This is a genomic window from Paraburkholderia sp. BR10923, from assembly GCF_040948765.1.
Classification (GTDB): Bacteria; Pseudomonadota; Gammaproteobacteria; order Burkholderiales; family Burkholderiaceae; genus Paraburkholderia; species Paraburkholderia youngii.
Genome location: NZ_JBFPKO010000011.1, coordinates 142,692 through 164,319, shown reverse-complemented (window position 1 = coordinate 164,319; position 21,628 = coordinate 142,692). Strand labels below are relative to the sequence as shown.

Here is a 21,628-nt window from a genome sequence, read left to right as displayed (position 1 = left end):
GATGTGATGCTGCGCTCACTGCTCGCTCCTTGTGATGGACTTCGAGGAAAGATGGTCTCGATCGGTGCGGACGTCAGCCGGCGTTTTCGGTGCGTTCGGAGAAATCCGCGAGGATCTGCTCGCGCAATTGCACGAAACGCGGGTCACTGCGATCGCGCGGCCGCGGCACGCCGACATGCGTAACGCGCTTGATGCGGCCAGGGCGCGGCGCCATCGTCACTACGCGATCGCCGAGATGGATCGCTTCGTCGACGTCGTGCGTGACGAGTATCATCGTGATGCGTTCGCTTTCCCAGATCCGTTGCAGCTCGTTTTGGAGACGCGCGCGCGTGAGGGCGTCGAGCGCGCCGAACGGTTCGTCGAGCAATAGCACGCGCGGGCGATTCACGAGTCCGCGCGCGATCGCCACGCGCTGCGCCATGCCGCCCGAGAGCTCATGCGGATACGCGTTCTCGAAGCCTTGGAGGCCGACGAGCGCGACGTGCTCGGCCACCGCGTCGCGCTTGTGCTGCGGCGACAGCGGCGCGTTGCGCAGTGCGGCGAGAATGTTCTGCGATGCCGTGAGCCACGGAAACAGCCGGTGATCCTGAAACACGATGCCACGTTCGAGCGACGTATCACGCACGCGCTCGCCGTCGACGCTGATCTCGCCGCGATAGTCGGCGTCGAGTCCGGCGACGAGCCGTAGCAGGGTGGACTTGCCGCAGCCGCTGGCGCCGAGCACGCTGATGAATTCGCCGGCCGCGATGTCGAGTGAGATATCGTCGAGCACCAGCAGGTCGTCGTCCGCATCGCGTTGGCGCGCATAACGTTTGCTGACACTGCGAATGCGGATGCCTTCGGAAACCGTGGTGGTCATGAGTTCGCTTCCTGTTAATGAGCCGCTTGACTGATGAGCCGCCTCAAGCGACCGCGCGTTCCCTCGGCGCACCGCTGCGGCGCGCCATCACGCGCCGCTCGAGGCCGCGGGCGAGCGCATTGAGCGCCCAGCCCGTCAGTCCGACGACGCCGACGCCGAACAGCACGAGATCCATCCTGAACTGCTCGCTGCCGTCGATCAGCGTATTGCCGATGCCGCTGCCCGCGACGAGCAGATATTCGGCGCCGAGAGTCGCGAGCCACGAATAGATGAGCCCCAGATAGAGACCGGTGAAAATCGTCGGCAACGCGGCGGGCAGGATCACGTAGAGGATCAGCTGGATGCGCGAGTAGCGCAACGCGCGCGCAACCTCGACATAGCGACGCGGCACCGCGTGTATGCCGTCACAGGTATGGGCCGCGACGGGCAGCAGCGCCGCGAGCGACAGGAACACGACTTTCGCCATGTCGCCGAGGCCGAACCAGACGGAGATCAATGGGATCCACGCGAACAGCGAGATCTGCTTGAACGTATCGAACGTCGGTCCGATCAGTCGCGCTGCGACGCGCGAGAGCCCGAGCGCCGAACCGAGCACGAGGCCGCCTGCGGTGCCGATCACGAAGCCGCTAGCCTCGCGCGCCAAAGAAGCCGACAGCGCGCGCAGCAACGCGCCGCTCTCGATCTGCTGCCACGAGGTATGCGCGACCTCGGCGGGGCTCACCAGCAGGCCGCTCTTGACGAGGTGCAACGCCGAGGCGAGCCACCACAGCGCGAACACTGCGAGCGGCAGGACGAGCCCGCGCCAGTTGAAGGCGCTCAGACGGCTCCTGAGCGCTGCCACGCGAGTCGGCCGGGCAGGGGCTTCGCAACTGCATGGCGGCGGAGCGCTTCGCCGTGGCTCGAAGAAGCGGCGCAGCGCCTCGGAAGCAGCAGTGAGTGACATGACAGAGTCCCGAAACGAAGCGCCTACTCGCGAAACGCCGAAGGTTGGCCGCGCCGCAGCCGTGCTTCGAACGCATCGAGCAGACGGTTGATCGCAAAGCCGATCGCGCCGACGATCACGACGGACGCCATGACCAGGTCGAGTTGAAAGAGCTGGCGCCCATTGACGATCAGATAGCCGAGCCCTTCCGAGGACGCCACCAGTTCGACGACGACCAGCGCGAGCCACGCTTTCGTGAAGGCGAGCCGCACGCCGGTGGCGAGCGTCGGCACGGCGGCGGGTAGCACCACGTAGGCGATGCGCTGCCAGCGGCCATAGCCGAACACGCGCGCGACTTCGTCGAGTGCGGCGGGCGTCTGGCGAAAGCCCTGCATCGTGCTCAGCGTGACGGGCACGAGCGACGCATGCGCGATCAGAATGTACTTGAGCGGCTCGCCGACACCGACGAGCAGCAGCAGGAACGGCAGCCAGCCGAGCACGGGAATCTGCACGAGCGCATTGAAGCCCGGCAAAACATACGATTCAATGGTCCGCGATAGACCGAGCGCCGCGCCGATGACGAAACCAGCCAGCGTGCCTGCGCCGAAACCCAGCAGCACGCGCTGCAGGCTCACGAACGTATGGTGCGCAAGGTCGCCGCTGCGCGCGAGGTCGCACAGCGTGTCGAACACCATCTGCGGCGGCGGCAGGATTTGCGGCGCGATCCACCCACGTTCGCAACCGAGGCTCCACAGCGCGAACAGCGCGGCGGGCAGCAGCCAAGGCGCGAGATGCCAACCGAAGGCCCGCGCACGCCGCTGAAGATTGGCCTTCGGCGTCGCCTTCGCCTTCGCCTTCGCTTCATTCGCCATGCGCGCCGGTGCGTGCGCCGCGGCCGGGGACCATTCGCCAAGCACCTTGCTCATCGTCGATCTCCGGTCAGCCGAGGGGGTTGCCTTGCGCGTCGTAGCGCGTCCAGTAGTGGTCGAGCGACTGGCTGTGCAACGCGTTGTCGAGATAGCGCGGCTCGAACCAGCCGTCGACGTCGACGGGCTGGCGGATCAGCTTGAGCTTCAGCGCATCGCCGGCCACGGCCTTGTAGCGTGCGACGATGAACGGATCGATGAGCGGCGAGTTGCGCGACTTCAGTGGCTGGTTCGCGAACTCGGCCTGCCACGAGGCGTAGCTGACGCCGCTCTTCGCCCAGAGCTTGAACAGCGCGTCGCGGTTCGCTTCATCGGACGACCATTGCGCGCCTTTGACGAACACGTTGACGACGCGTTGCACGATGTCGGGATGCGCGCGGTCGAAATCATCGAGCACGAGCAGGTGCGATTGCCGCGTGAACTGCGGACCGGCCGTCTGCGATTCGTAGACGATCTTCGCGAGACCCTGGTCGCGCAGCTTGTAGACGTGATAGTCGTTGACCGACGCGTCGATACCTTTGGACGACAGCGCCGCGAGCGAGCTGGCCGAATCCAGATTGATCACGCGCAGATCGCGCTCGTCGAGCTGGTTGGCGGCGAGCACGTTGTCGGCGACGAGCTGCAAGTTGGTGCCGCGAAAAATCGACACACGGCGACCCTTCAGATCCTTGATGTTCTGCACGGGCGAGTCGGGCGGCACGGCGAACTTCACGCCGACACGCACACCCGATTCGAGCAGGATGCGCGTCTTTAATCCGTTCGCGCGGCCGAGCACGGACGGCAGATCGCCCTGAAACGCGAAGTCGAGCGACTTGTCGGCGATCGCTTCGTTGACCGCGGGGCCCGCGCCCTTGAAGAACAGCCATTCGACCTTCATGCCGTCGGCGGCGAATTCTTTTTCGAGCAGTTGAAGCTGCTGCACGGTGGCGGCGGGCGAGCCGCCGAAGGTCGGTGGGTCGCCTGCGCCCTGCTGCGCGACGCCGATGCGGATCACTGCAGGTTTGTCTGCGTGCGCCTGGGACACCGTGAATGCCAGTGCGGCGGCGAGCAATGCGGATTTCACCAGGGAGAGCGTACGCAGAAAGTTTCGTGGGATTCGATTAGCCATGGATCGGGACGATGCGCAGCGCGGCGTGGTCGTGGAGTGCTAATTCTTGTCGACGCATCTCCTAAGAACAAGGAAGCATTGCAGCTATGGATATGCGCGGCCGTGCTTTTCTGTTTCCACGAGGTGGCGCTGGACCGGACGGATGCGTGTCGCAGAGCGGCTTGAGGACGTTCCATAGCGAGGATGATCGCTGGGGCGGATGTTGTTTCGGCTTGCGTGCCGGAGTGCTGATCAAGTGGCTGAAACTCGGGCCAGCGCGCTGCTGACGAAAGTTGGCATCGCACACAAGGCCGATGCGTGGCCCGCCACGCTGTCGGGCGGACAGCAGCAGCGCGTGGCGATTGCCTGGGCGCTGGCGCCGTCGCCCGAGGCCGATGTTCAGATACGGCCCGAAAAACGGGGGGCCATAGAAGTATTTGATATATCCATAGATTGCACTTGGCGCAGGACTGCACGCGAATGCGGAAACGCTACCGATCTGATCTGAGCAGTGCTCGCGCCAGAAGCCGGGCGATGCCGTCGAGCGCGAAGCCGAGCGCACCGATCACGAGAATGACCGCGGTTAGCTCGGAATAGGCGAGCCGGTCCCGCGTATCGAGGATCAGGTAGCCGAGTCCGGCGCTGACGCCAAGCATCTCGGCCGGCACGAGTACGATCCATAGAATGCCAATCGCGAGCCGGATGCCATTGAGAAGTGGACCGGCGATCGCGGGCAGGATGATGTGCAGCAGCAGTTCGCTGCGCGTCGCGGCCAGACTTTCGCCGAGCCGCAGCCACCGCCGGTCGATCTGCGCGACGCCAGCGGCCGTGCTCATCAGAACCGGCCACAAGGCGGCGAAACCCAGCAGGAAATAGATTGCGCGGTCTCCGATACCGAATGACATCACCGCGAGCGGCATCCATGACAGCGGCGACACCATGCGCAAAAACTGGAAAGTCGGCGACAGCGTATGCTCGAGCGATTGCACGCGGCCGATCAGAATCCCGAGCGGGACTCCTACCAACAGGGCCAGCCCGAGTCCAGTGCCGACGCGCCGCAGACTGACGAGCGCGTGCTCGGCCAGGTGGTCCTCCGAGAACAGCGACGGCAGGCTCGCAAACGCGCTATCCGGCGCAAACTGTCGGCCAAGCGAGCCGGGCCCGGTCATCGCGTGAGTCGCGACCCACCAGATGACGAGCGTCGCGGCGAGGCCTGCGGCACCGAGCCAGACTGCGCGAGAAGTCACGGCGCGACCCGTGTCGCGCCTGGGTGCCGTTCCGCGTGCGGGGGCGCTGCGATCGATGCCGGAAATCGCGTCAGACAATGATGGTCTCCTCGCGGTTGAATGCATCCTGGAGCCCGAATGCGGAGAGGCCACCGGCCAGCTCGATGCTTCTGCGCACGAACCGGTCGTCGACAAGATCGTTCGCCGCGAACGTGGGGTCGAGCGACGAAAGGAACCTGCTGTCACCGTCGACGACCGTGTTCTTCAGGCGACGAACGAGCGCCTCGGTGTAGCTTGGAAACGGATACGGCTGGAAGTCGATCCGTTTCTCATGCCAGTCGACATGGCGGATTGCGCCACTTGCCCGATAGGTGTCATCGAGCGTCGTCGACGGGACCAACACGCGGTCCAGTGCCGCAAGCGTATGCGGCGTGTAACGGTGCGTACCGTCCTTCGAGAGCAATTGCGCGGTTTCCTGCGGACGAGTGCGTGCCCACAATTGCGCCTTCACGATCGCGTTGACGACCTTCTGCGACCAGCCGGGGCGTTGCGTCAGGTCGGCTTCATGCATGAACACGACGCAGCACGCGTGGTTCTTCCAGACATCGCCCGTGAAGCGAAGTATCTTGCCAATTTTCAGCAGTTCCGCCGTCGCGTTGAACGGCTCGGCGACGACGTATCCGGCGAGCTGACGCGACGCGAGCGCGGGCGGCATGTCGGACGGCGCCATGACCACGAGATTGACCTCGTTCGCAGCGGGCGCGCCGCTGCGCTTGAGAACCGGCGTGAGACCCTGCTGACGCAGCATGTCCTGCAGCACGACGTTGTGAATGGAGTACCAGAAGGGGATCGCAACGGTCTTGCCACCGAGATCGTGCAGCGAATTGACCTCGGGCGCGACCGTCAACCCCGAACCGTTGACATGGTTCCACGCGACGACCTTCGCCGGCGCACGGCTGCCGTATCGCGCCCATACGGTCATCGGTGCGAGCAGATGCACGACGTTGACCTGGCCGGAGAGGAATGCCTCGACCAGTTGCGCCCAACTGCGCAAGAGCTTCGGCTGCTCGACCGCAAGTCCCTCGGACTCGAAGTAACCGTTATTGTGCGCGACCAGCAGTGGCGCAGCATCGGTGATCGGCAGATAGCCGATGCGAACGGGCGCGTCAGGCTCCGTCGCGGCTCGCGCGCTCAGACTGGGGAGCAGGGGCGCTGCGCCCGTGGCGGTGAATAGCGCCGCAAGCTTCAGCCATTCGCGGCGGGACATGGGTATTTGGCACATGGGTCGGCAGTCAGGTCAGGGGATAGCTGTTGGATGCGCGGGGGCGCATCATGTCGGCGCGCAGAGATCTCAGGATGTCGATGCGCATCGCGCCGAGTTCACCGACAAATTCGTCGCGCGGATGCGGGACATTGACGTGCCATGTACCGACAAAGCGGCCGTGCGATCCGAGCAGCAGAATGCGATCGGCCACGAGCAGCGCCTCGTCGATATCGTGGGTCACAAGCGCGGTCGCGCATCGGAGCGTCGAGACGAGCCGCACCAGCAACTGTTGCATCGCCGCACGCGTCACCTCATCGAGCGCGGAGAAGGGCTCGTCGAGCAGCAGGACGCGAGGCTGACGCGCAAGCGCACGCGCGAGTGCGACGCGCTGCGCCATGCCACCGGAGAGTTGCGACGGTCGGAGCGCCGCGGCGTATTCCAGGCCGACCGCGTGCAGCGCGGAGCGGACGCGCTCCGCGCGTTCGAGTCGCGTCAGGCGATCCTGGTGCGCGAACGTGAGCCCGAAACCGACATTCTTCCCGGCCGAAAGCCACGGCAGCAGACAGGGGTCCTGAAACGCGAGCGCGACCTTGGGATGCGGGCCATTGAGCAACGCGCCCTCGACCGACACCGAGCCCGACGATGGGCGCACGAGGCCTGCGAGCGCCCTTAACAGCGTCGACTTGCCTGAGCCGCTCGGCCCGAGAAGCGCGACCACTTCCCCCGTCTCGATAGAGAGCGAAACGCCGGCCAGCACCTCCGTCCGACCCGGCTGGCCATAGCCGAGCGTTAGCGCCTGCGCGTGAAGCGTCGGGCGCGTCACGCTGCGATACTCCGTGCCTGCCTGGCAAGCTGAGCCTTCAACTGGACTACGCTCGGCGTGACGATCGGAATAAACGCCGCTTCGCGCCACCGGCGATCAAAGCCGAGTCCGGCATCGCGCAAATATCCGCGCCCGCCGCTCGCCTCCAGTTCGAGGTTCACCGCGTTTGCCACCAACGCGGCAATCTCGATGCGCAGCTCGAACAGCCGGTTCGGTCGCGCCCGAAGACTTCCATCAGCGATGCCAGACGAGAGAAGGCTACATGCGGTTGTCAGCCCCTCTACGCACGCTTGCACCTCTGGTCCGAGAATGCTGCGTGTCGTTTCCGCCGCGCGCCGCGCCTCGGCAAGCGAGCGCCGCGCGAGTCCGATCGAGAGACCGCACTGCAATCCAAGGAATGCGGCACGAACCGCTGGCAGGAATTCCTGTGCGTCCGGGTGGATCAGCCAGTCGGCACTGCTCGGCACATTCTCGAGGAGCAATGCGGCCGTGTTGCTGCCACGCAGCGCAATCAGGTCGAGATCCGCGCTGCGCGTGAAGCCGGGCGCGTCGTTCGGGATGGCGAAAATCGCGGAAGGGCGACCATCGCGATACGACACGGCTGCGGCCACGACGAACTGCTCGGCCCGCAGGTTTGTCACCCAGGCCATCTTGCCCGTTAGCCGCCAGTTCCTGGCGGTATGGGTGTCCTGCGCCGCTTCGATCTGAAGCGATTCAATCCCGGACAGGTACTTCATCGCGTTCGACAGGCCGCTCGCACCTGCAAGCGTGCCGTCGAGCAGCGGCGACAACAAACGCCTGCGCAGGTCGGCATTGGGGCTTTGCAGCAGATACTCGATGAAACTCCGCTGCCCCCAGAAAACGAACGCAGCGGTCAACGAGTGCTCTGCCACTGCGGCGATGCTTGCGATGGCGTCCATCGTCGTTCCACCCGAACCACCGAGCGTAGCCGGCACGCCGATCCGGAACAGCCCGGCGGACGCGAGGCGCGGCACGACATCAGCGTTCAGGTCAGTGCCCGTGTCGAGTCGCGTGGCATGCGAGTCGAGCCAGTCGACGAGCGATGCGTCGAGGGCTGGCGCTATTAAGCGGCCTGTGTCTGAGGTTCCCATCTGTAAGCCGCCAGTTCGGGGTTGAGTTCATTGCGTGCAAGATTGTTCGCGAAATTGCACAGCGTCGCGAGACTTACTCCGAGCACGACCTCAAGGGCATTCGCTTCGGTGAAGCCGGCTGCGAGGAATGCTGAAAGCGCGTCATCAGCAACTGCACCGCGCGTGGCGATCACTGCGCGCGTTAAACCGGCCACGGCGGCCAGCCGTGCATCCGTGATCGGCTTGCCGTCGCGCAGCGCGTCGACGTCGGCACGATCGACGTTGGCTTTTTTCAGCGCCGCGGCGGTGTGCCCGGCCACGCAGAAGCTGCAACCATGAATGGCGGCTGCGGTGATCTGGACTGCTTCGCGTTCGGCGAATGTTAGACCCGAACGGCTGTTGATTTCGGAGACGGTCAGATAGGTTTCGAGGGCGACCGGCGCATTCGCGAGCGAGCGAACCAGGTTTGGCAGGAAGCCATTCGCGCGCAGCGACTTTTCGAGGAATGGCTGACTTGCACCGGGGGCACTTTCAACGGTTTGCAGGGGAAGACGGCTCACAGGTTTCTCCAGGAGAAGCAGTGAGATCATTGTCGAGGCTGCCCCGGTCACGGACAATGCGCGAGCGTTCGCGATTCCTGTGCGTTTGTCCCGAGAAACGGGGCGTTCGAGTTCCGCTAGTGCAGGCGAGCGACCGACTGCGACAAGCCGTCGCGCTGCCGACGCCATGCGCCGGGCTGCGTGCCCATCGTGCGTTTGAAGGCGTGGGCAAACGCTGATTCGGACTGGTAGCCGACCATTTCGCCGGCGCGCGAGATCGGCAAGCCCTGCTGCAACAGATCTGCCGCGAGACGCATGCGAATCAGAGTGACGAACTGCATCGGCGGATGCCCCGACGCTTCGCTAAAGTGCTTGTAGAAGGCCGTGCGCGACATATTGGCGAACGCAGCCATTGAGTCTGTCGTCCAGGCGTCGCCGGGAGATTCGATAATCGTGGCAACGAGCGTGCTGAAGCCTGTCCGCTGCATGAGGGCCGCGAGTCCACTAGTGACGGTGTCGTGATGCGCGGCGTCCCGCACCGCGTAGAACAGCAGCAGTTCGACGAGCCGGTCGATCAGCGGCGAGGGCTCGTCGATGCCGCGCTGACCTTCGGCGCGAATGAGATCGAACAGGCCGTGGATACCCCGATAGGCGTCGTCGCCGTGCTGCACGATCAGAATTTCCGGGAAAAGCGAGACTATGGCGCGCGAGACTACTGACTGGAATTCGACGAAGCCGCAGGCCAGCCCGACGCTACCGCTTATTGACTCGTCGAGCGGCTGCATTGTCCCGCGGCGCTCGATCGGCTGATCGCCTGCGACGGTCCCGACCTTCGGATTGATCGGGTCGGGCGAGAGCCAGTGCGGTACATCGCGCAGCAGAAAGACCGCTTCACCTTCGGATACCGGAATGCTCTCGCGACCATCAGCGAAGTGAAGCCACATCGAACCGTGCAGGACGATATGAAAGCTGGCCTTCGCACGACCGGCGGTCGACGCTTGCCAGTCGCCACAATACTGCCCGACATGAAAGAGTTCGCTTCTAGGTTCCAGGCTCGATAGCAGCCAGTGAACGACCTTGTCTGTTTGCGCGGACATTCCGATGCCATGATGGTAAGTTCGACCTAAGCATGCTAAGGGCATGCACCACGCCGCTCAAAAGAACAATTCGTTGAAAGCATATTCCCGTGCTGCCGCCGGGGTCGCATGCGAGCACTTCCGGAGTGTGCGCCGAGCCGTGGTTATTGGGTCACGTGCTGGGAGACCGTGATGGATCAGATCCACGATGGAGATGTACACGATTTGACTTTGTGCAGACTTCGCCTGTATGGCTGGAAACTAACTGAAATTGTCCCAAAGCGATCGTAACTGGAGCGTCACTGGCAACCCGATATACGTAGACTGTTCCTCTCCACCTGTCGGAGATGGGTGATCTTGACGGGCGCTGGGAACCGATAAGAGAAGCCATCCTTTTAGCGCGGAATTCAAGCAATGCAAACATTCGATCGGTATTGGCTCGTAGATGTGCCTCGTTATCCGGATCATGGCTATGCGCTGCTGGCCGAGCGCATCAAACGCTTGCTGAAGACGTCTGCCGACGTCCTGTTCGTTCAGGCCGAGGCGGTGCTCGCGCTCGAAGCCGTTGCCGCAAGTATCGCGAGGCAGGGGATCGTAGCCGTCAATGTCGTGACGAGTCCCTACGGCAGATGGTTTGGCGGCTGGTTACGGCGGGGCGGGGCGATCGTTCACGATGTGGCGGCGACAATGGGACAACCCGTCGAGTCATCCGCCGTCGCGAACTGCCTTGAGACGCTGGAGCATGTCGATATCGTAGCGGCTGTTCACGCGGAGTCGTCCAGCGGCGCATTGAATCCGCTCGCGCAATTGGCTGCGCTCGCCAAATCGCGTCATGCTCTTTTCGCCGTCGATGCCGTCGCGTCAATCGGTGGGCATGTCATCGACGTGGATGGACTCGGAATCGATATCGCGGTAATCGGCCCGCAAAAGGCGCTAGCAGGTCCAGCCGGTGTGTCGGCTGTCGTACTCGGTCAACGCGCCCTGGACCACATCGCAAAGACGCCCGACTTTGCGCCTTCGAGTCTATCCTTGGCGGCGCTCAAACGAGATTGGCTGGACCGTGGACGGCCCGGGTTGCCGGGGACACCGTCGGCGCTGGAATTCTGGGCCCTGGAAGCGGCGCTCGACCGTATCGAAGCCGAGGGCATTGAGCGCGTGATCGAACGTCATCAGCAGGCCTCGCGCGCGACTCGGTCGGCGCTGCGGGCGCTCGGCGTATCGCCGTGGATCGCGCGCGACGACGCCGCTTCAGCGCTTGTCACGTCGGCCCCGGTGCCGCGTGGCGTCGACGGTCAGGAACTGATCGCACAAGCTTTGCGTTACGGTGGAGAACTCGCGCCCGGGGTCGGCGACGTCGCTGGGCACATCGTGCGTCTCAATCACACCGGTCTGAACGCGAACGCGGATTCGGTCCGCTCGAACGTCGTGGCGTTTGGGCGGGCGCTCGATCAATTGCGTTTCGCCGTGGATCTTGACGCTGCCCTGCGAGCGGTTGCGCATGCGTATGAGCCGGCGCCGATTGAGCGTGGTTGACCGAAGATCTGTGAAACTGTCAAGACTGCGGGCGGCGCGCACGCGGAACGAAACGAAACGCCCTGGGAAGGGCATGGGGTCATCGTCTATCCTTCCTGTGTGGTAGGGGTGTGTTATCAGGTGCGGAGTTGGGAGGGAAGCCATGCGCGTCTGTAACGGTTTTGTCGGGTGCGTCGGTGGCACGCCGCTCATCAGGCTCGCGCGGCTCAGCGAGGAGACCGGCTGCGAGATTCTCGGCAAGGCGGAGTTCATGAATCCCGGCGGTTCGGTCAAGGACCGCGCGGCGCTCTCCATCATCGAGGACGCCGAGCAGCGGGGCGAACTCGGGCCAGGAGGCACCGTTGTCGAGGGCACGGCTGGCAATACCGGCATCGGCCTTGCCCATATCTGCGCGGCGCGCGGCTATCGCTGCGTGATCGTCATTCCGGACACGCAGTCACCCGCGAAAATGGAGCTCTTGCGCGTGCTGGGCGCCGAGGTTCGCGCGGTGCCGGCTGCCCCGTACAAAGATCCGAACAATTACCAGAAGATCGCCGGGAGGCTCGCTGAAGAACTCGACGGCGCGATCTGGGCGAATCAGTTCGATAACCTCGCCAACCGCAAGGCGCACTACGAGACGACGGGGCCTGAAGTATGGCGGGATACCGCCGGCACGGTCGATGCGTTCGTCTGTGCCACAGGCACGGGCGGTACGCTCGCCGGAGTGGCACGCTTCCTCAAGGAAAAGAACCCTGCCGTGCGGATCGTTCTGGCGGACCCGCACGGCAGCGGCTTGTACAGCTTCGTGAAGACGGGCGAAATCCAGGTGGAAGGCAGTTCGATTACCGAGGGAATCGGCTCCAGCCGCGTCACTGCAAATCTCGAGGGCACGCCGATCGACGACGCCTGCCGGATCGATGACCAGTCCTGCGTCACGATGGTCTACCGGTTGCTGCGGGAAGAAGGCCTCTACGTGGGCGGCTCGACGGGTATCAACGTGGCGGCCGCCGTCATGCTTGCCCGCGAAATGGGCCCGGGCCATACGATCGTCACACTGCTGTGCGACCGCGGTGAGCTTTACCGTGCCCGTCTTTTCAATCCCGAGTGGCTCAAGGAACGGGGGCTGGTTGCGGCCTAACCCGGCGGTTGTCGAATTTTCGGCGCAATCGCTGTCGGGTTATTCGCGTGGTCTTTCCCATCGCGAATTCCATGTCCTACTAAACATTGCAGAATTTCTTCTATAGCGTGAACGGCTCCGGGGTGAAATCGGCCGAGGCGGTCAGTACGACAAGGGTTTCGCCGTGAGGACCCTTGTAAAAGAGTTTGGCCTCGCAGTGCGGGATCTGCGCGCGGCGCGTGCATGGTCCCAGGAGCAGCTCGCAGAATTGGCGGGGTTGAGTCGCTCATACGTCAGCGAAGTCGAACGGGGCACCGTTGTCGCATCGCTTGATACGATAGACAGGCTGGCGCGTGCGTTTGGCTTGACGGCGGCGGAACTGCTCGCGCAGCAGGATGCGAGGTTACAAAAACCGCTGGCTCCGCCCGGCGAATCCGCGCTGCCCAACTGAGACGCTTCGCTAGAACGTCCGTCCTTCGACAAGGTGCGTTTTGACGCCGTTCAGCACATAGTCGCCAATCACCTTCGCCTTGTGGCTGAGCGGATTGTGGCTGAAGATCGTGCGCAGATTGCGCCAGTGCCGGTCGAAATTGTATTTCCGCGAGGTGGCCGAAGCGCCGCCTGCATCGAAGAGTCGCTCTCCCGCCTGGAGTGCGAGTCGCCCGACCACGATCTGGGTACGCGCGGTTGCGAGCGCGCTTTCCAGAACGAGTTCGTCCGCAGCCGGATCGGCGTGCAGGATCGCATCGGATGACCGCCCGAGCGTGCGCGCGTTGTCGCGAACGAGCGCGTCGATGCTGTGGCTCAGTGCGGAAAGTTCGCCCACCACCTGCTGGATGAATACGTCCTCGCGAGCACTGGGCGCAGTCGTGTGCAAGACCGGGCGACCATGCGCCGTCACGTATGCACGGGCATCGGCGACAATATTGCGGACGATCCCCGCCGCCACCGCCACGAGATGCAGCTGACGATAAGCGCCGCCATGCCGGCCGATCAGCGACGGATAGCCCTTCTCGACGACTTCGGCGGGCTCGACCCGCACGTCTTCGAACACCACGCTGCCGCTCGCCGTCATGCGCTGACCCATGCCGTCCCAGTCGTCGAGCACGGCCAATCCCTCGGAGCGCACCGGGATGATCGCGGTGACGCCGTTGCCGCGCTCGTCCACCAGATTGGTCCGTACGAAGTCGGCGTAGGCAGTGCCGGTCGTGTAGTACTTTTTGCCCGACACGCGGAAGTGATCGCCCTTGCGGCGCAGGACGGTCTCGATCTGGCCCGCGCGCGCGGTGCCCTGTTCGCCCGACGCGCCACCATACAGCGCACCTTCGACGATCCGGCGGATCTGGCGGTCGTGGAACGGCGTGTGCGGTGCGAGCCGCATCGACTCGACCACGTCGAAATGCACGCGCAGCGCATGCGCGACGTTCGATTCTGCGGCGGCCAGTGTCGTGACCACGTGGATTGCGTCTTCGAGCGAGCCGCCGAGCCCGCCGCGCTCCGCGGGAATGCGCAGGGAACCGAGGCCGGAGCGACGGAATGCATCGAAGGCCGCGAACGGGAGCTCACGGCGGACTTCGCGTTGAGCCGCGTCGACGCCGATTTCCTCGGCCAGCGCGGGTAGCGCAGCGAGTGCGTCGCGCAGACGGCTGGTGGAGGCAGATGCGTGCAGGGTGGTGCTACTCATGGTCAGCGTTCCTGAAGGGAGTACGGCGCACGGCGGAAGGCGGCGCCTGGGTGTCGGTCGTTGAGCCGGCTGCTGTCGCCGCCGAGCTTTTCGCGCAGCGTGCCGGGCTCGTAGCGCGTCTTGTAGCGTCCGCGCTCCTGCAGCTCGGGTACGATGAGATCTGCGAAATCTTCGTACGCCTCGGGCGTGACGGTATAGCTCAGGTTGAAGCCGTCGATGCCGGTTTCGTCCACCCATTCTTCGAGCGCATCGGCCACTTCGCCAGGTGCGCCGATGAAGACAGGCCCGCGCCCGCCGATCGCGTTGTGCAACGCAAGCTCGCGCACGGTCCAGACGCGCTCCGGATCGAGGCGCGTGAAACCCTCGAGCGCCGAGGACGTGCCCGCATCGAGCTGCATGTAGCGGATCGGCTCGTCCGGGTCCCAGCTCGAGAAGTCGATGCCGGTCCATCCCGAAAACATCGCGAGCGCTGCTTCGGGTGTCACGAAGCGACGGTAGTCCTCGTACTTGTCGCGTGCCTCGCGCGAGGTACGGCCCGTGATGATGGTCGCCATCGTGTAGAACCTGAGGTCGTGTGCCGCGCGTCCTGCCTTCACGGCCTCGGCGCGCGTGGCGCTTACGACGGGTGTCAGTACTTTCTTGCTTGGCCCGCTGAGATAAATGCCCTCGGCGTGCCGCCCGGCAAAGCGCTGACCGCGCGCCGACGACCCCGCCTGGAACAGCACCGGTGTTCGCTGTGGCGAAGGCTCGGTCATATGGATGCCGTGAACCTTGAAATAGCGGCCCTCATGATCGACGCGATGCACCTTGGACGGATCGACAAAAACGCCTGTGGCCGTGTCGCGCACCGGCGCGTCATCTTCCCAGCTACTTTCCCAGAGCTTGTAGACGACGTCCATGTATTCGTCGGCGATGTCGTAGCGTTCGTCGCGCGAGGCGATCCCGTTCTTGCCGAGCACCTTCACGCTGCTTTGCGCGAAACCGGTGACGATGTTCCAGCCGATCCGTCCGCGCGTCAGATGATCGAGCGTCGACATGCGTCGCGCGAAAACATAAGGCGGCTCGTGATTGGCGTTGCTGGTGACGCACAGACCGAGATCGCGCGTGACGTAAGCCATCGCCGAAAGCGACATGACCGGATCCTGCTTGGGCACCTGCGCGCCGTGCCGCAGAGCGGTGTCGACGCTGCCGCCATATACGTCGTTCACGCCGATGCTGTCGGCCATGAAAAGCGAATCGACGAGGCCGCGTTCCAGTGTCTTCGCGAGGTCGACCCAGTAGTCGAGTGTGTTGTAGTGCAGTGAGCGGTCGCGCGGATGCCGCCACATGCCCGGCGAATGATGCACGGGGCTGTGCAGCGCGAACGCGTTGATGCGTATTTGCTTCTTGTGGTGATGGTCTGCGCAACTCATAGGTAGGGCTTGTCTCCGCTGATCGTCACGCGGTATCCGGAGCGCACCTCGGGGTAGTAGTCCCACACGGCCAGATGCTGGCACGCGCGGTTGTCCCAGAAGGCGATCGAATGCGGTTCCCAGCGCCAGCGCACCTGATATTCGGGCGCGGCGAAGCGCTCGAAGAGCAGGCGCAGGATGCCTTCGCTTTCGGCGGCCGGCACGTTGTCGATATGCGTCGTGAAGTTCGCGTTGACGAAGACCCCTTTGCGGCCGGTCTCGGGATGCGTGCGCACGACCGGATGCGAAGCTTTCGGGAAGCGCCGGCCGGTATCGTCGATGCCGCGCAGACGGTTGCGCTGCCGGTAGGTCGGCTCGCCGTCGTGCGTGGCGCTCAGCCCTTCCAGATAGCGCCGAAATCCCGGCGAGAGCGATTCGTACACCGCATAGGCGCTCGAAAAGAGCGTGTCGCCCCCGTGTGACGGAAGCGTGTGCAGATGGAGGATGCTGCCCATGGGCGGTTCCACATCGCACGACACGTCCGAATGCCAGCGGTCGCCAGCTATGGGGCGCGTATTCTCGTCCGCGTGAATCTGGAGAATCTCCGGATAGCCCTCGGGGCCGGGACTGTTCGGATGCACGTGCAGGGATCCGAAATGGCGGCCGAGCGCGAGATGCTGATCGAGACTGATCGGCTGATTGCGAAAAAAGATGACCTGGTGGGCAAGCAGCGCCCGGCGCAGTTCGGCCACTTGCGTCGCGCCAAGCGGACGGGTCAGGTCGATGCCGTCGATCAGCGCACCGATATGGCGCGTGAGCGGCTGCACGGCGATGGACGGTTGGTCGGTTTCAGACATGGGGTGCGGTCTCGATTTGCGGGCCCGCCTGGGCGTCGCGCGAATGGGCTGCGCGATGAAGCGCTGCGGGATGCGGAGGCGCGATGAGCGCGGCGCCGTCGCCGTAAAGTTTTTCGCGCAGGGTGCCGGGCCGGTACGCCTCCTTATAGACGCCACGCCGGCGCAGTTCCGGCACCACGAGATCGACGAAATCCTCATGCGTGCCGGGCAGCAACGCATGGCTCAGATTGAAGCCGTCCACGCCCGTTTGCGCTTTCCAGTTTTCGAGCGCGTCTGCCACCTCTGCCGGCGAGCCGATGAACACGGGCCCCTTGCCGCCAATCGCGTTGAAGATCGCCAACTCGCGAATGGTCCAGACGCGCTCCGGATCGGCCACCGTGAAAGCCTCGATGGCCGACTGCATGCCTTCGCTCTTGACGTAACGCAGTGGATCGTCCGGGCTGTATTTCGAAAGATCGATGCCGCTCCAGCGTGAGAACAGCGCAAGCGCGCCTTCCAGACTCACATGACGCTGGATGTCGTCCCACTTGGCATGGGCCTGCGCGGAGGTCGGCGCGACGATAACCGTGGCGAGCGAGAAGAACAGGACCGAGGCGGGATCGCGTCCGAGCGCGGCGGTGCGCTGGCGCACATCGGCGACGTCGCGCGCGACCACATGCGCGGTGGGCGAGGAGAGAAACACGCATTCGGCATGGCGAGCCGCGAAGTCCTTGCCGCGATTCGACGTGCCCGCCTGGTAGAGCAGCGGGGTGCGCTGCGGCGAGGGCTCGGCGTAATGCGTGCCCTGCATTGAGAAGTAACGGCCTTCGTGGCGGATCTCATGCACGCGTTGCGGATCCGCGAACGTCACAGTCTCGCGCTGGCGCAGCGCCGCGCCATGCTCCCAGCTTTCTTCCCACAGGCGATAGACGAGTTCCATGTACTCGTCAGCGAGGTCATAGCGCTCGTCATGCGGTCGCGCGCCTTGCTGGCCGACCGCGCGCGAGCCGCTCTTGCCGAAGCTCGTGACGATATTCCAGCCAATGCGTCCGCGCGTTAGATGATCGAGCGTCGACATGCGACGCGCGAACAGGAACGGCGCCTCATAGCTCACGCTGCTCGTGACCGCGAAGCCCAGATGCTCGGTCACCATCGCCATTGCCGAAATCAGCAGCAGCGGATCGAGGCGAGGAAACTGCAGGCCGAGCCGCACGCCGGTCGCGTTGGAGCCGCCATAGACGTCGTACTGGCTGATGCCGTCGGCGAAGAAGAGCGCGTCGTAGCCGCCGCGCTCGGCGGTGCGTGCAAGATCGGTCCAGACCGACAAGCTGTTGTAGTCGAGCGAACGGTCGCGCGGGTGCGCCCACAGACCGGGCGAGAGGTGCGTCGGCGCGAAAGCCAGAAACGCGTTGATGCGGATTTCCTTCATGCGAAGCGTCCTCTAGGCCGGAAGGATGGGAAGGTGCGACGCAACCGGGAAGTGGCAGGTCACGCGATGCGTCGCGGAGAGTTGATGCACAGGCGGCGCCTGCACGCGGCACACTTCGCGCGCAACCGGGCAGCGCGTGTGAAAAACGCAGCCGGACGGCGGCGAGAGTGGCGAAGGCATGTCGCCGCCGACGGCCTGAACGTGCAGCGCGTCCGGTTCGGAGGCAGCGATCAGCGCGTGCGTGTACGGATGCGCCGCGCGCTCGACGATGTCATCACGCGTGCCTTGCTCCATGAGACGCCCGAGGTAGAGCACGCCGATGTGGCTGCTCATGTACGCGACGACGGCGAGATCGTGCGAGATCAGCAAAAAGCTGAGGCCCAGCGTCTCCTGCAGATCTTTCAGCAGGTTGAGCACCTGCGCCTGGATCGAAACGTCAAGCGCCGAGACCGGCTCGTCCAGCACCAGAATCTCCGGCTCGGGAGCGAGCGCGCGCGCGATGGCGACGCGCTGGCGCTGCCCGCCGCTCAGTTCGGCGGGCCGTCGGTGCTTGAACCCGGCAGGCAGACCCGCCTGGGCGAGCAGTGTGTCGAGGCGGCCTTCGAGCGCGGCGCGCGCGAAACCACTGCGCTGGATACGCAACGGTTCGAGTACGATATCCGCGACCGTCATCTGCGGATCGAGCGATGCCGACGGGTCCTGGAGTACGGCCTGCACCGAACGTTGCCGCCAGCGCAGATCTTCGGCGCTTGCACCCTTGCCGAACATCCTTTCGCCGACGCGGACTTCGCCGCAGCTCGCGGTCTCGGCGCCGAGAACGATTTTCGCGAGCGTCGACTTGCCGGAACCGGACTCGCCGACTAGCCCGAATGTGCCGCCCTTGGGCAGTACGAAAGAGACGTCCACGACGGCCTGCAAGTCTCTCGTGCGTGAGAGCAGACCGCTTCGAACGGCGAATGCGCGTCCGAGCCCGGTCACCTCGATGGCCGCCACGGGCGATGCCTGTGTATTCATGATGCTGTAGCGAGAGGGAACTGTTCGAGAGGGATCGAAGCCGCGTTCGACGCCGCGGCCGACGCAAATGCAGGCTCGGGATGCCAGCAGGCCACGCCGCGTCCCGGTAGCGTCTCGACCGTTGCGGGATAGTGCGCCGTGCAATCAGCGTCGGCTCGCGGGCAGCGCGGTGCGAAGAGGCATCCTTGTGCGATGCTGCCCGGCAACGGCGGCTGACCCGGAATGACAGTGAGCCGCCGCTGCGGCTGCCTCAGTCGCGGCACGGCGCCGAGCAGCCCGATCGTATAAGGATGGCGCGGCTGCGCGAAGACCGCCTCGACCGGTCCCTGCTCGACAATGCGTCCGGCGTACATGACGGCTACGTCGTCGCAATAGCGGCGCACGAGATGCAGGTCGTGCGTGACAAGCACGATCGCGGTGCCGCGCTCGGCCTGCAGTTCGCGCAGCAGGTCGAGGACCTGGAGCCGCACGGTGATGTCGAGAGCCGTGGTCGGTTCGTCGGCGATCAGCAGGCCGGGGTTGCACGCGAGATTCATGGCGATGGCCACGCGCTGGCGCATGCCGCCGCTGAACTGGTGCGGATAGCTCCTCAAGCGGCTCCCCGGCGCCGGAATGCGCACGCGGCGGAGCAGATCGACCGCGCGCGCCTCGCATTCGGCATGGCTTTTGACGTTCGCGCGGTAGCGGAACATCTCGGTGAGCTGCCGACCTATCGTCAGGAGTGGATTGAGCGAGCTCATCGGGTCCTGAAGGATCATGCCGATCTCGCGGCCGCGCAGCGCCTGAAGCTCGGCAGGCGTTTTGTCCCGAAGGTCGCTGCCGCGCAGCAGGATGCGTCCACCCGCCACGCGCACGCCGGCGGGCGGCAGGCCCAGCACCGACAGACAGGTCACGCTTTTCCCGGAGCCGGATTCGCCGACCAAGGCCAGCGTGCGGCCCGCGCGCACGGAAAAGCTCACACCGTCGACGAGCCGCACCGGCGCTTGCGGCGAATCGGTTTGCGCGATCAGGCCTTCAACCGCGAGCACCGGCGCCGCCTCGGTCCTGCCGTTCATTTCCAGCCCCCTTGGCTACGCTCGCCGCGCTGCAACGCATCGCCGATCCGGTTGCTACACAGCACGGTGGCGATGAGCGCGAGCCCTGGCAGCGCGGTCAGCCACCAGGCGGTATCGAGGTAATTGCGGCCTTCGGCGAGCATGCCGCCCCATGACGGGTCGGGCGGCTGCACGCCAAGGCCCACGAAGCTCAACGCCGCCTCCATGAAGATCACGAGACCGATGTCGAGCGTGAGCAGCACCACGAACGTGTTGCGCACGTTGGGCAGCAGGTGGCGCAGCGCCACATAGAGCGGCGAGGCGCCGGCGAGCCTCGCGAGCAGCACGAAATCGCGCTCGCGCAGGCTGAGAGCCTCGGCGCGAATGATGCGCGCGAAGCGCCCCCAGTTCGCGAGCGTCACGACGATGATGATGTTCACCACGTTCGGCCCGCATATGCCGACGATCAGCATGGCGAGGAAAACGGGTGGCAACGCGTACTGCGCGTCGACGAGGCGCATCAGCACGGTGTCGAAACGTCCGCCAATGTACGCCGACAGCAGCCCGGCCAGCGCACCCGCGAAGCCCGCGAGCAGCACGGCGCAAAACGCGATGAGAAGCGAAAGGCGCCCGCCGTAGAGCGTGCGCACGAAGACGTCCCGGCCCATCTGGTCGGTGCCGAACCAGTGCGCGGCGCTGGGCGCCTGGAAAGTAGCGGACAGGTCGATCGCGTTCGGATCGATGCGCGTGAGCCACGGCGCCAGCGCCGATGCACCCACAAGCAACACGAAGACCGCCGCGTAGGCGAGGACGCCGCGCTGCCGCCATAGGTCGCGGCCGAGTTCTCCGCGTATACCGGCAAAGAGGAGTCGCGCACTCATGCCTGATGTCGGATGCGTGGATCGACGAGCGCACACAGCACATCGACGAAGAGATGGATGAGGGCGAACAGCAGCACTGAAACGACCACCGCGGCCTGCACGACCGTGAAATCGAGCGTGCTGATGGCTTCCACCATGAGACTGCCGAAGCCGGGCCACGAGAACACCGTTTCGATCGATACGGCACCGCCGATCAAGACGCCGAACTGCGATGCGGTGTACGCGACGATCGGCAACCCGGCATTTCTCAGTGCGTGCGTACCGATCACTACGTGCTCGGGCAACCCTTTGATCCGGGCCATGCGAATGAAGTCCGACTCGAGCACGCTCAACATGTTGGCCCGCGTGAGGCGCGCGATGCCGGCAGCCGAATACCACGCGAGCGAGACGACAGGCAGCACGAGCTGTTTCCAGCTGCCGTGGCCGCCCGTGGGCAGCCAGCCCAACTGCACGGAAAAGAGCCGGATCAGCAGCAGCGCGACGAAGAACGGCGGACCGGCCTGGCCGAGCACGGCGAATAGCGTCGCGAATCGATCCACCCACGAGCCCCGTGCGACAGCCGCGCCGATGCCGAACGCGAGCCCCACGAAGAGCGCCAGCGCGAGCGAGATGCCGACGAGCTCGAGGCTCGCGCCAAGGCGACCGAGCGCCATACTGAGCGCCGGTACGCCGAAGTGAAACGAATTGCCCATGTCACCGCGCACAATGCCAGCCAGAAAGCGAGCGTATTGCACGGGGAGCGGATCGGCGAGACCAAGCTGCTGGCGAAAGAGCTCGCGGTCCGCCTCGGTGGCTTCGGGCGGCATCAGCAGATAGGCGGGATCACCCACCATCCGCACGAGCACGAAGATCACGACAGACATCAGCCACACGGTTGCGAGCGCGGAGCCGAGGCGGCGCAGAACATAGGCGAGCAT

General features: G+C 64.8%; 21 protein-coding genes and 1 pseudogene. 4 read left to right on the top strand and 18 right to left on the bottom strand.

Annotated elements, in window-relative coordinates; genetic code table 11:
- Positions 1–73 precede the first annotated feature (73 nt).
- From AB3X94_RS21835 to AB3X94_RS21820, 4 genes are all read right to left on the bottom strand, one after another.
- Entirely contained in the window at positions 74–859 is a 786-nt protein-coding gene (locus AB3X94_RS21835) for an ABC transporter ATP-binding protein (protein WP_176111022.1), read from the bottom strand.
- Positions 860–902: 43 nt separating this feature from the next.
- The gene (locus tag AB3X94_RS21830) at positions 903–1,802 is read right to left on the bottom strand and encodes an ABC transporter permease (RefSeq protein WP_176111021.1); all 900 of its coding nucleotides are present in this window, start codon (positions 1,800–1,802) and stop codon (positions 903–905) included.
- A gap of 23 nt (positions 1,803–1,825) precedes the next feature.
- Positions 1,826–2,653, bottom strand: a complete 828-nt coding sequence (locus AB3X94_RS21825; RefSeq protein ID WP_368612713.1) for an ABC transporter permease — start codon at positions 2,651–2,653, stop codon at positions 1,826–1,828.
- A gap of 67 nt (positions 2,654–2,720) precedes the next feature.
- Positions 2,721–3,788, bottom strand: coding sequence for an ABC transporter substrate-binding protein (locus tag AB3X94_RS21820; RefSeq protein WP_368612712.1), 1,068 nt, complete (start codon positions 3,786–3,788; stop codon positions 2,721–2,723).
- Between the two features lie 274 nt (positions 3,789–4,062).
- Here AB3X94_RS21820 and AB3X94_RS21815 point away from each other — a divergent pair.
- Positions 4,063–4,185, top strand: a pseudogene (locus AB3X94_RS21815) (ATP-binding cassette domain-containing protein); the annotation flags it as partial.
- Between the two features lie 100 nt (positions 4,186–4,285).
- Here the strand turns inward: AB3X94_RS21815 and AB3X94_RS21810 are convergent.
- The 6 genes from AB3X94_RS21810 to AB3X94_RS21785 form a co-directional block, all read right to left on the bottom strand.
- On the bottom strand, positions 4,286–4,963 hold the full coding sequence (locus tag AB3X94_RS21810; protein ID WP_255208838.1) for an ABC transporter permease: 678 nt from the start codon (positions 4,961–4,963) through the stop codon (positions 4,286–4,288).
- A gap of 148 nt (positions 4,964–5,111) precedes the next feature.
- Positions 5,112–6,302: an ABC transporter substrate-binding protein gene (locus AB3X94_RS21805; RefSeq protein WP_368612667.1), complete on the bottom strand. Its 1,191-nt coding sequence runs from the start codon at positions 6,300–6,302 to the stop codon at positions 5,112–5,114.
- Positions 6,303–6,312: 10 nt separating this feature from the next.
- Entirely contained in the window at positions 6,313–7,107 is a 795-nt protein-coding gene (locus AB3X94_RS21800) for an ABC transporter ATP-binding protein (RefSeq protein WP_176111019.1), read from the bottom strand.
- On the bottom strand, positions 7,104–8,219 hold the full coding sequence (locus AB3X94_RS21795; RefSeq protein ID WP_368612666.1) for an acyl-CoA dehydrogenase family protein: 1,116 nt from the start codon (positions 8,217–8,219) through the stop codon (positions 7,104–7,106). Before AB3X94_RS21795 ends, AB3X94_RS21800 begins: the two co-directional genes overlap by 4 nt.
- The gene (locus AB3X94_RS21790; RefSeq protein ID WP_176111946.1) at positions 8,192–8,758 is read right to left on the bottom strand and encodes a carboxymuconolactone decarboxylase family protein; all 567 of its coding nucleotides are present in this window, start codon (positions 8,756–8,758) and stop codon (positions 8,192–8,194) included. Before AB3X94_RS21790 ends, AB3X94_RS21795 begins: the two co-directional genes overlap by 28 nt.
- Positions 8,759–8,874: 116 nt before the next feature.
- Positions 8,875–9,834 (bottom strand): AraC family transcriptional regulator, encoded by a 960-nt coding sequence (locus tag AB3X94_RS21785; protein ID WP_368612665.1) that lies wholly within the window; start codon positions 9,832–9,834, stop codon positions 8,875–8,877.
- Positions 9,835–10,227: 393 nt separating this feature from the next.
- Between AB3X94_RS21785 and AB3X94_RS21780 the strand changes: the two genes are divergently transcribed.
- The 3 genes from AB3X94_RS21780 to AB3X94_RS21770 all read left to right on the top strand — a co-directional run bounded on the left by AB3X94_RS21780 (position 10,228) and on the right by AB3X94_RS21770 (position 12,893).
- Positions 10,228–11,346: an alanine--glyoxylate aminotransferase family protein gene (locus tag AB3X94_RS21780; RefSeq protein WP_368612664.1), complete on the top strand. Its 1,119-nt coding sequence runs from the start codon at positions 10,228–10,230 to the stop codon at positions 11,344–11,346.
- 142 nt (positions 11,347–11,488) lie between these two features.
- Complete coding sequence (locus AB3X94_RS21775; protein WP_176111015.1) at positions 11,489–12,463, top strand: cysteine synthase A; 975 nt, start codon at positions 11,489–11,491, stop codon at positions 12,461–12,463.
- 163 nt (positions 12,464–12,626) lie between these two features.
- Complete coding sequence (locus AB3X94_RS21770) at positions 12,627–12,893, top strand: helix-turn-helix domain-containing protein (protein WP_368612663.1); 267 nt, start codon at positions 12,627–12,629, stop codon at positions 12,891–12,893.
- A 9-nt stretch (positions 12,894–12,902) separates the two neighbouring features.
- Here AB3X94_RS21770 and AB3X94_RS21765 read toward each other — a convergent pair whose 3' ends face one another.
- Genes AB3X94_RS21765 through AB3X94_RS21730 form a run of 8 tightly spaced genes read right to left on the bottom strand, consistent with a single transcriptional unit; the run spans position 12,903 to position 21,628 of the window.
- Entirely contained in the window at positions 12,903–14,126 is a 1,224-nt protein-coding gene (locus AB3X94_RS21765; RefSeq protein ID WP_176111013.1) for an acyl-CoA dehydrogenase family protein, read from the bottom strand.
- A 2-nt stretch (positions 14,127–14,128) separates the two neighbouring features.
- Complete coding sequence (locus tag AB3X94_RS21760) at positions 14,129–15,538, bottom strand: LLM class flavin-dependent oxidoreductase (protein ID WP_368612662.1); 1,410 nt, start codon at positions 15,536–15,538, stop codon at positions 14,129–14,131.
- Positions 15,535–16,374, bottom strand: a complete 840-nt coding sequence (locus AB3X94_RS21755; protein WP_368612661.1) for a TauD/TfdA dioxygenase family protein — start codon at positions 16,372–16,374, stop codon at positions 15,535–15,537. The genes AB3X94_RS21760 and AB3X94_RS21755 overlap by 4 nt, the downstream gene beginning before the upstream one ends.
- A complete protein-coding gene (locus tag AB3X94_RS21750) occupies positions 16,367–17,782 on the bottom strand; it encodes an LLM class flavin-dependent oxidoreductase (RefSeq protein WP_176111010.1) in 1,416 nt (471 codons plus the stop codon). Before AB3X94_RS21750 ends, AB3X94_RS21755 begins: the two co-directional genes overlap by 8 nt.
- Positions 17,783–17,794: 12 nt before the next feature.
- Positions 17,795–18,796, bottom strand: coding sequence for an oligopeptide/dipeptide ABC transporter ATP-binding protein (locus AB3X94_RS21745; protein WP_176111009.1), 1,002 nt, complete (start codon positions 18,794–18,796; stop codon positions 17,795–17,797).
- The gene (locus AB3X94_RS21740) at positions 18,793–19,851 is read right to left on the bottom strand and encodes an ABC transporter ATP-binding protein (RefSeq protein ID WP_176111008.1); all 1,059 of its coding nucleotides are present in this window, start codon (positions 19,849–19,851) and stop codon (positions 18,793–18,795) included. The genes AB3X94_RS21745 and AB3X94_RS21740 overlap by 4 nt, the downstream gene beginning before the upstream one ends.
- Positions 19,848–20,711 (bottom strand): ABC transporter permease, encoded by an 864-nt coding sequence (locus AB3X94_RS21735; RefSeq protein ID WP_176111007.1) that lies wholly within the window; start codon positions 20,709–20,711, stop codon positions 19,848–19,850. Before AB3X94_RS21735 ends, AB3X94_RS21740 begins: the two co-directional genes overlap by 4 nt.
- Positions 20,708–21,628 (bottom strand): ABC transporter permease, encoded by a 921-nt coding sequence (locus AB3X94_RS21730; RefSeq protein ID WP_368612660.1) that lies wholly within the window; start codon positions 21,626–21,628, stop codon positions 20,708–20,710. Before AB3X94_RS21730 ends, AB3X94_RS21735 begins: the two co-directional genes overlap by 4 nt.

Coding starts and splice junctions, on each gene's coding strand:
- AB3X94_RS21835 (WP_176111022.1), bottom strand. CDS start 859: ATGACCACCACGGTTTCCGAAGGCATCCGCATTCGCAGTGTCAGCAAA.
- AB3X94_RS21830 (WP_176111021.1), bottom strand. CDS start 1,802: ATGTCACTCACTGCTGCTTCCGAGGCGCTGCGCCGCTTCTTCGAGCCA.
- AB3X94_RS21825 (WP_368612713.1), bottom strand. CDS start 2,653: ATGGCGAATGAAGCGAAGGCGAAGGCGAAGGCGACGCCGAAGGCCAAT.
- AB3X94_RS21810 (WP_255208838.1), bottom strand. CDS start 4,963: ATGACCGGGCCCGGCTCGCTTGGCCGACAGTTTGCGCCGGATAGCGCG.
- AB3X94_RS21805 (WP_368612667.1), bottom strand. CDS start 6,302: ATGTGCCAAATACCCATGTCCCGCCGCGAATGGCTGAAGCTTGCGGCG.
- AB3X94_RS21795 (WP_368612666.1), bottom strand. CDS start 8,219: ATGGGAACCTCAGACACAGGCCGCTTAATAGCGCCAGCCCTCGACGCA.
- AB3X94_RS21785 (WP_368612665.1), bottom strand. CDS start 9,834: ATGTCCGCGCAAACAGACAAGGTCGTTCACTGGCTGCTATCGAGCCTG.
- AB3X94_RS21780 (WP_368612664.1), top strand. CDS start 10,228: ATGCAAACATTCGATCGGTATTGGCTCGTAGATGTGCCTCGTTATCCG.
- AB3X94_RS21775 (WP_176111015.1), top strand. CDS start 11,489: ATGCGCGTCTGTAACGGTTTTGTCGGGTGCGTCGGTGGCACGCCGCTC.
- AB3X94_RS21765 (WP_176111013.1), bottom strand. CDS start 14,126: ATGAGTAGCACCACCCTGCACGCATCTGCCTCCACCAGCCGTCTGCGC.
- AB3X94_RS21760 (WP_368612662.1), bottom strand. CDS start 15,538: ATGAGTTGCGCAGACCATCACCACAAGAAGCAAATACGCATCAACGCG.
- AB3X94_RS21755 (WP_368612661.1), bottom strand. CDS start 16,374: ATGTCTGAAACCGACCAACCGTCCATCGCCGTGCAGCCGCTCACGCGC.
- AB3X94_RS21750 (WP_176111010.1), bottom strand. CDS start 17,782: ATGAAGGAAATCCGCATCAACGCGTTTCTGGCTTTCGCGCCGACGCAC.
- AB3X94_RS21745 (WP_176111009.1), bottom strand. CDS start 18,796: ATGAATACACAGGCATCGCCCGTGGCGGCCATCGAGGTGACCGGGCTC.
- AB3X94_RS21740 (WP_176111008.1), bottom strand. CDS start 19,851: ATGAACGGCAGGACCGAGGCGGCGCCGGTGCTCGCGGTTGAAGGCCTG.
- AB3X94_RS21735 (WP_176111007.1), bottom strand. CDS start 20,711: ATGAGTGCGCGACTCCTCTTTGCCGGTATACGCGGAGAACTCGGCCGC.
- AB3X94_RS21730 (WP_368612660.1), bottom strand. CDS start 21,628: ATGCTCGCCTATGTTCTGCGCCGCCTCGGCTCCGCGCTCGCAACCGTG.